Source organism: Sandarakinorhabdus oryzae (assembly GCF_009733735.1).
In the GTDB taxonomy this organism is placed as follows: Bacteria; Pseudomonadota; Alphaproteobacteria; order Sphingomonadales; family Sphingomonadaceae; genus Sandarakinorhabdus; species Sandarakinorhabdus oryzae.
Map to the genome: position 1 here is coordinate 1 of NZ_WNJP01000129.1, position 8,007 is coordinate 8,007.

An 8,007-nucleotide genomic window follows, 5' to 3' on the forward strand; every position below is an offset into this window, starting at 1 on the left:
GCGCGCGGCCGCATCGCGCCGCGGGTGTCGCCGCGCCCGGCGCCCAGCCTGCCGCCCACGCCCGACATCACCCGCACCATCCCGTCGGAGCGCATTTACGAGGATTACCAGGCGCTCTTGAAGATCCGCCCGGCCGATGTCGCGAGCTTTGTCGACAAGCGGCCCTATCTGTCGGCCTATCTGTGCCATTGCAGCGTGCGCAAGGTGGGCGAGGTGCCGATCCAGCCCAGCGGCGAATTTGATTTCTGCTATCGCCGCCCGCGCCAGTGGCACTCGCCGCGCCAGCGCTGCTGGACGACCTTTGCCTACAAGGTCCGGCAGATGATCGGCGGCGGCTGGGTGACCGTTTATGACGGGCTGGCCGGCCAGGATTATTTCGCCGCCGGCGAGGTGGCGCATCTGCGCACGTCCCATCCCAAGGCGCGCCCGTGCGGCGATGGCCCCACCCCGCCCGATCCGGGTGACGGCAGCGCCTTCGTCATGCTGGAACATGTCGGCGGGCCCGGCACCCACCATTTCAACTTCCCGGCACAGACCGGCCTGTCGAACATGGCCAGCCTGGCGCCGAACAGCGGCCTGATCAATTTTGCCGGAGTGCCAGACTGCCCATGGGCAACCGGGCTGGGGCTGCGGCTGTGGTCATCGCCCACGCTGGACGGGATCGTCGTCTTCTACCGGATGAAGGTGGTGCCGGTAAACGCCGCCGGCGATCCGGCCGGGCCGCCGGTCACGCTGGATGGCCCGGTGAGCTGGCAGCGCTTTGTCACGGTCAGCGGCCAGATCGTCACCACCTCCACCAGCCTGGCGGTGGCGCCGGCTGATGTTGGCGGCGAGATCGGCCTCTATCGCATGCCCTATTGGTCGGGCGGGATGGACTGGCTGGCCGGCCAGTATCACCAGATCTGGGACACGACGGCCGCGGACTTCCCCAACGGCAAATATATGCTGTTGTTGGAACTGTTCGGCCCCGGCGGCGCCCGCATCAAGCCGGCGAGCGCACCGGCCGGCGATCCCGGCACGGCCAGGCCGTTCCAGTTCCGCCGCTGGACCGCGCCGACCATCACCGCCAACGTGCCGTTTGCCGATTGCGGCCATGTCTTCTGGATCAACAACCGCAAGGTGACGGGCGACATCGTCGATCTGCGGAAGAACGGCGTTCCCAGCACGGACGAATGCCAGTTCATGTCTGGCCCCGGCACCACGACCTTCTCGGTCGGCTTCCGCGCCTTCCACCAGGAAGGCGTGACGACCGGCGGCGGACCGGGTGATGCCGACAGCTTCATGGCCAGCTATGCGCTGACCTGGCAGCGCGGTCTCAACGGGCCGAGCGGGACGATCGAGACCGGCACCGCCGATCAGGGCGAACTGGCCACCGAAGCATCGAACACGCTGCTGTTCTCGACCCTGCTGGGGGCCTTTCCGCCCACCCATTCGGCGCACAACCGCTGCACCTTCTCGGTCCATCTGCACGTCGATGCCAAGCACACCAATGGCGGCGGCTTCATCGACGCCTATGACTATGACGAGACGGCCAGTTTCGCGCTGGAAATCGTCTGACGTCGCGCACTGGGGCCGCAGCGCCTCGCACCGTTGGCCCCACGCCGGGCCGCAGGGATCGCCCCCCTGCGGCCCGGTTGTGTGCGGGGGCTGTGCGCCCCCCGAAAATCACGGGCCATATCCGTAACCATGCGGCTGGACTTCGCCCGCTGCCCCATGCCAGACTATTGAAAACTCGGGTTGGCGACGGACCGCGACGGCATGGCAAGCATCACCATCTGGCACAATCCCAATTGCGGCACGTCGCGCAATGCGCTGGCGCTGCTGCGGGACCAGGGCCATGATGTGACCGTGATCCAGTATCTGAAAACCCCGCCCGATGCCGCCACGCTGGCGCGCGTGGCCAGCGCTGTTGGCGGCGCGCACGCCCTGCTGCGCACCCGTGGCACCGATGCAGAGGCACGCGGGCTGGACAAGGCCGACGAAGCCACCATTCTGGCCGCCATGCTGGCCGATCCGATCCTGATCAACCGCCCGGTGGTGATCGGCCCCAAAGGCATCGTGCTCGCCCGCCCGATCGAGCGCGTGGCGGAAACGCTGTGAGCATCCGCCCTGCCCGCATGGAGGATGCGCCGGCGCTGGCCGCCATCTATGCGCCGGCCGTGCTCACCGGCACCGCCAGTTTCGAGATCGAGCCGCCATCAGCCGCCGAAATGGCCAAGCGACTGATGCAGGTGAAGTCGCACGGCTGGCCGTGGCTGGTGCATGTCACCATGGGCCAGGTTGATGGCTATGCCTATGTCACCCAGTTCCGCGACCGGGCTGCCTATCGCTATTGCGGTGAAACCAGCGTCTATGTCGCCCCCGATGCGCAGCGCACCGGCATCGGCCAGGCGCTGCTGTCGGCGGCGACCAGCGCGGCCGGCAAGGCTGGTTTCCGCCAGCTGATCGCGGTGATCGGTGACAGCGGCAACACCGCCTCCATCGCGCTGCATGCTGCCTGCGGCTTCGAGCGCGCTGGCCTGCTGAAAGCCGTGGGCGAGAAGTTCGGCAAGCCGCTCGACATCGTGATGATGCAGCGCAGCTTGACCAGCTAGGCCATCACGTGCGGCGGTTGGCGCCGCCGCCGCAATTTGCGGCCAATCAGCGCGAAGCCCAGGCCCAGCATCACCCAGTTCGCTGGTTCCGGCACCGCGGCTGCAGCCAGCGCGCCGTTCGCCGCGCCAAACGCGGAGAGACCGCCATCCCAGCGGCTGCCGATCATCCCGGCGATCGCCGGCACATAGGCGCTCCAGGTGGGAGACGGCAGCCAGCCGTCGGTCCGTCCGCGCAGATCATAGAACTGGTTGACGCCCACGATGTTGGTTGGCGACGGCCCGAGCTTCAGCGACGGTGCGCCGTTCGCCGCAGTCGGCAGGTTGGAGATCACGTTTTCGAAGAACTGGCTTTCGGTGCAGTTGCCGCAGGTGATACCGTGCGATGTGCTGGTGAGCACATAATTGCCGGCAAACAGCAGCCGCGTGCCGCTGCCGGTCTTCGGGTCCGACGACAGATAACCCTGCTGGAAGCCGATCGAGCTGTTGTTGAGCACGAACACATCGGCTTGCAGCGGCCGGCCGGTGAGGCTCCACAGCTGGATGCAATCGGGATGGCCGCCCTGCCACGCCACGAAGGCGGAACAGCTGTTCGACCCGACGATCACCCGCTGGTTGTCGATGATGTTGATGCCATCGGCGGTGCTGCCGGTGATCTGGTTGCGCATCACCATCACGTCGGTGGAGGAGCGCACGCCGATGCCGGTCAGGTGGCCCTGGAACCGGCTGTCGCGCAGCGTCACGAAGCTCGATGTCGCCACCAACAGCCCGGTGCCGCGGTCGTCACCGTTGCCGATCACCGTTGCGTTGGCAAAGCTGATATGGCTGCTGTTGTCGATCCGCACCGTCTGCCAAGCCGCCAGCTCCACGTCGCTGCGGCCATAGGTGCCGCCAATGAAGCTGACATTGTGGACATTGTTGATCTTCAGCCCGGCGAGGAACTGCGCGCCACTGGCATCGATGGTGAGCCGGCCAAAATCGCGGTTGGCCATGGCAAAGATGCTGGTGAAGCTGCCGGTGATCCGCAATGTGTCGCCGGGCTGCAGCGAGGCCAGCACCGTCTTCTGGTTGCTGGCCGGCGTCAGTTCCACGATCCGCTGCGCGTGGGCGACCGAGCTTGCCAATGCCAGGCTGGCGGCCACGGCAAGGTGCAGGCGGTTCAGGGTCGTCATGGCGTCTCCCATTGGTTCGGCGTGGGCCGGTCACTGGGCTGATAACGGCGCTGGGGCGGCGGGATTCAGCCCGGCGGCCACGGCTGGGCTTGCGCGGCCGCGGCCAAGCGGCCATGGGCGGGGCATGGCGATCACCTTGCTGTTTCCCACGCCCTTGTGGCAGGCCCGGCTGACCGACGATGGCCTGCTGGCCGATCTGGCGCACAGCTGCCACAGCCTGGCCGCCGATGATGCCGCTGGCCGCCGCTGGAGCCGCGCGCACCGCTATCGCGGCTACACCAGCTATGCCTCGCTGAACGATCTGCCGGCCCGCGATCCGGCCTTTGGCCAGCTGGCGCGCTGGCTGGTGCGCCAGGCCAGCGAATTTGCCGCCGCCGCCCATCTCGATCTGGCGGGGCGCAAGCCCAAGCTCGACAGCCTGTGGGTCAATGTCCTCAAGCCCGGTGGCGGCCACAGCGGCCATATCCACCCGCACAGCATCATCTCCGGCACGCTTTATGTGGAGGTGCCCGAGGGTTCAGGTGCCATCCGCTTCGAGGACCCGCGCCTGCCAATGCTGATGCACAGCCCGCCGCGCACGCCCGACGCGCCGCCTGAGCAACGCAACTTCGTCCACGTCGAACCGGCGGCGGGGGACCTGTTGTTGTGGGAAAGCTGGCTGCGCCATGAGGTGATGCCCAGCGCGGCCAAGGCTGAGCGCGTGTCGATCAGCTTCAACTTCGCGTGAGGGCTCTCAACATCAATTTTTCTGCCGCCAAGCTTCGGGGAGATTAATCAAGCTAGCCTCACTCAGCAATTAAGTTATGGTATCCATAAATATCCATAAATTTCTATTGATGAATCGAGCATGATAGTAACTTTTTATCAGTTTCACTAAGCGCGATAATGCCGTCTTTTTGGTAATTTACTTGGAATATACGTTCATATCGGTCTGGACCAATTATCCATAAGATTGGAGAAATATTTGATCGCAAAGATCGCACCTTTCTGAATGCGTTTTGTAATTTTCCTTTCGAAGGTTCAAGCGCCGAATGATTCTGTCCAAACTCAATCATAAGTTCTATCAATTGATCAGCTTCTCTTTCAGTCTTTTTCACCTCGCCGGATATAGAAATATCGACGCCGTTTGCGGCGATCGCTAATAGATCAAAAGCACCATCGTTTGATTGCGATCTGAGGCGCGACACCGGCCAACCATGGTCCAAGTGAAGACGACCAATGGCACCCAGGGTGATTATCGGCTCCAACCATAGTGTGAATTTCCGAGGAGCCGCTTCCTTCGAGCCTTCCCAAAAGAACTGTTCCTTCAGTCGACCTGAGGCGAAAAGATATCGTCCTCGACCCAAGTGTGATGCCAAGCCAGTTTCCCATGCACGGAGAAAATCCTCTGCATCGGCCTCCGCGACGCGGTTCGATTTTTCATCGAAGCCATCTGGCACGATCAGCGCATATTCGTCGGTACAAAAATCGGGAATCAACTGCGCTTTGATCAACGCGTCGAACTTTATGCGAGAATCCATGGCGTCGCTCCGATCAAGGAGCGTAACTGCCAATCTTCAGCACTGGCAAGCCGAAGGAACGGATTGAACTCGCACCCCCAAAAACGCAAACGGCCCGTCGCTCCTGGGTGGGGGTGGAGCGACGGGCCGGGCGGGCCCTCCCCGCCATGTGGGTCTGTCCCGGGGGGAGACAGCCCATGACTCGAGTCTCTATCAGAACTTGAAGCTGACTTCGCCCCCAATTACGCGGCGCTGGCCCGGCGAAATGAACGATCCACCAAATTCGATGGCCGGGATCACCTCGTTCAGCCACTTCTTGTCGAGCAGATTGTTGGCGAACACCGAAACCGCCCAGTTGTTGCCTTCCAGGCCCGCGCGCAGGTTGACGATGCCGAACGCCTTGCGCTTGGTCACGTCATAGCGGGCGTTGCCGACGAACGCCGGCAGGCCCAGCGCCGAAATCGGCAGCAGCCCGCTGAACAGCGTCGGCTTTTCCTGGTTCTGGACGCTGTGGAACCAGGTCGGGCCGGTCAAGCGATAATCGGCGCGGAAATTGGCCTTCAGACCATCGTTGATCGGCAGGCTGAGCTGGGTGCCGGCGTTGATCGTGTAATCGGCGGTATAGGGGCTCTTGTTGCCCACCGTGTCGGGCCGGCTGGCGTTCTTCTTGATCTCGCTGCCGGTCAGGTTGCCGGAGCCGAAGATCGTCCAGTTGCTGGTCAGCTTGGCGTTGAGATTGAGCTCGCCGCCCCACACATCGACGCGGTCAATGTTGGAGACAACGCGCAGCAGGCCAAAGCTGCCGACGAAGAATTCGAAGAACTGCATGTCGCGGACCTGGGTGTAGTAACCCGCCAGGTCATAGCTGAGACGACCATCGAACAGGCTGCCCTTGATGCCGGCTTCGAAGGCCGACGAGCGTTCCAGGCGATATTGATCGTTGATCGTCACGCCGGCGCCGATGGTGCCGGGGCCGGTGAAATTGTTGCGGACGATCGCAGCCGAGCCCTGGTTGTTGAAACCGCCGGCCTTGAAGCCCACGCCCCAGTTTGCATAGAGCGAGGTGGTCGGCGTCGCCTTGAACAGCAGGGTGACCTTGGGCTCCAGCTGCTTGAAGGTCGCGGCCGACGGCGGGATCAGGCCATTCGCCTGGCCGGGGTTGATCGGGCCGCCAGTGAAAGGATCGGTGACCAGCGGCACCAGATTGTTGGCGCGGCGGCGTTCGATGTCATAGCGCAGGGCGAGACCGGCGATCAGCTGATCGGTCGGCTTCCAGTCCAGCGAGCCGAAGGCGGCATAGACATCGGTGCGGAAGCGGTCGTTGAACAGCTGGCTGGTCGGGTTGCTGCTGCCCGGCGGGTTGTAGAGCGTGGGCGACACGCCCTGGCCCAGATCGGCGCCCAGGCTGACGCCGGTTTCACGATCGATGTTGAGATAATAGACGCCCAGCGACCAGTTCAGCGGGCCATCCAGATCGGAGGCATAGCGCACTTCCAGCGACAGATCTTCCTGCTTGCGGGTCTGCAGCTGGGTGCCGTCGCAGGTGGTCGGGCTGTAGGCGCCGAAGGTCGAACCGTTGACCGGATCGAACAGGAAGGGCGTCGGCACCGAACCGATGAAGGTCGGCGCGTTGAGCGGATAGCCGGTCAGCTGCGCGGTGGTGGCAAAGCATTGGGCGCTGGCCGCCTGGCTGGCCGGGGTGGCGCCGGGGAAGGTGTAGCGGGCGAAATCGGCCGAGGTGCCGTCGGCCGTCAGCGACTGATCTACATTGGAATAGAGCATCCAGGCGGTCAGCTTGCCCTTGCCGAAATCATGCTCGAGCCGGGCCGAGGTTTCGAACGTGGTCTGCTCGTTGGTCGGGCGGATGTTGCTGTAATAACGGAACGGGTGGTTGTTGACGTTCTCGTAGAAGGCCGGGTTCACGCCGGCGAAATAGGGCAGGTGGAAGCTGGCGTTGAAGTTGATCGACGCGCCCTTGAGATGGGCATAGCGCGCCTTGAAGTCGAGCGTGGTGGCATCGTCGATCTTGGCGACGATGCGGCCATCGATGCCATAATTTTCCTGGTCGTCGACAACCTTGCTGTTGCCCAGGAACTCGTTGCGCCAATAGCCATCGGTGGTCTGGTAATTGCCGGACAGCACGAAGCCGATCTTGTCTGAAAACGGCCCGGCGAGATAGGCGAAGGCCTGGCCGGTGCCGAGTTCACCATAATTGGCACGGATGGCGCCTTCCAGCACGTCACCCGGCTTGATCGTGGTCATCACGATGGCGCCGGCCGCCGCGTTGCGGCCATAGATGGCGCCCTGCGGCCCCTTCAGGACTTCGACCTGGCGCAGCGTGCCCTGCACCTGGTTCAGCTGGGCAGTGTTGGTCTTCAGGATGCCGTCAACCACCAGCGCGACGCTGGATTCGGCGTCGCGGGCGCCGTTGAGGCCGCGGATGTTGATCTGGGTGTCGCCGGCTTCGGCCGTGCCCGACACGATGGTGACGCCGGGGGTGAGCTGCACCAGTTCCTGGGTGCGGAAGGTGCCGGTGGCGGCCAGCGTTTCGGCAGTGATCACCGACACCGTTGCCGGCACGTCGATCAGCCGTTCGGTGTTGCGGCGGGCGGTGACCAGGATTTCACCGGCGTCATCGTCCGCAGCGGCGGCGGCCTGCTGGGCCAGCGCCGGGCTGGTGGCCAGCAGCAGGCCCGAAACGCCCAGCAGCAGGTGCGCGCGGACCAACGCCGGGCCAGCCGCGGG

7 protein-coding genes are annotated in these 8,007 nt (G+C 64.1%); 4 read left to right on the forward strand and 3 right to left on the reverse strand.

Translation table 11 applies throughout. From position 1 onward, the window contains the following. The 3 genes from GJ693_RS16960 to GJ693_RS11795 all read left to right on the forward strand — a co-directional run. Positions 1 to 1,557 (forward strand): hypothetical protein (locus GJ693_RS16960; RefSeq protein ID WP_197042149.1); only part of this gene is annotated, 1,557 nt, incomplete at its 5' end. Between the two features lie 201 nt (positions 1,558 to 1,758). Further along, positions 1,759 to 2,100, forward strand: coding sequence for an arsenate reductase family protein (locus GJ693_RS11790; RefSeq protein WP_156256498.1), 342 nt, complete (start codon positions 1,759 to 1,761; stop codon positions 2,098 to 2,100). Next, positions 2,097 to 2,594: a GNAT family N-acetyltransferase gene (locus GJ693_RS11795; protein WP_156256499.1), complete on the forward strand. Its 498-nt coding sequence runs from the start codon at positions 2,097 to 2,099 to the stop codon at positions 2,592 to 2,594. The genes GJ693_RS11790 and GJ693_RS11795 overlap by 4 nt, the downstream gene beginning before the upstream one ends. Here the strand turns inward: GJ693_RS11795 and GJ693_RS11800 are convergent. Continuing rightward, complete coding sequence (locus tag GJ693_RS11800) at positions 2,591 to 3,763, reverse strand: right-handed parallel beta-helix repeat-containing protein (RefSeq protein WP_197042150.1); 1,173 nt, start codon at positions 3,761 to 3,763, stop codon at positions 2,591 to 2,593. The two genes, GJ693_RS11795 and GJ693_RS11800, sit on opposite strands and share 4 nt — an antisense overlap. A gap of 124 nt (positions 3,764 to 3,887) precedes the next feature. Between GJ693_RS11800 and GJ693_RS11805 the strand changes: the two genes are divergently transcribed. After that, on the forward strand, positions 3,888 to 4,490 hold the full coding sequence (locus GJ693_RS11805; protein WP_156256500.1) for a TIGR02466 family protein: 603 nt from the start codon (positions 3,888 to 3,890) through the stop codon (positions 4,488 to 4,490). 103 nt (positions 4,491 to 4,593) lie between these two features. Here GJ693_RS11805 and GJ693_RS11810 read toward each other — a convergent pair whose 3' ends face one another. Then, positions 4,594 to 5,283: a hypothetical protein gene (locus GJ693_RS11810; RefSeq protein WP_156256501.1), complete on the reverse strand. Its 690-nt coding sequence runs from the start codon at positions 5,281 to 5,283 to the stop codon at positions 4,594 to 4,596. Positions 5,284 to 5,475: 192 nt separating this feature from the next. Further along, positions 5,476 to 8,007 (reverse strand): TonB-dependent receptor (locus GJ693_RS11815; RefSeq protein WP_408014573.1); only part of this gene is annotated, 2,532 nt, incomplete at its 5' end.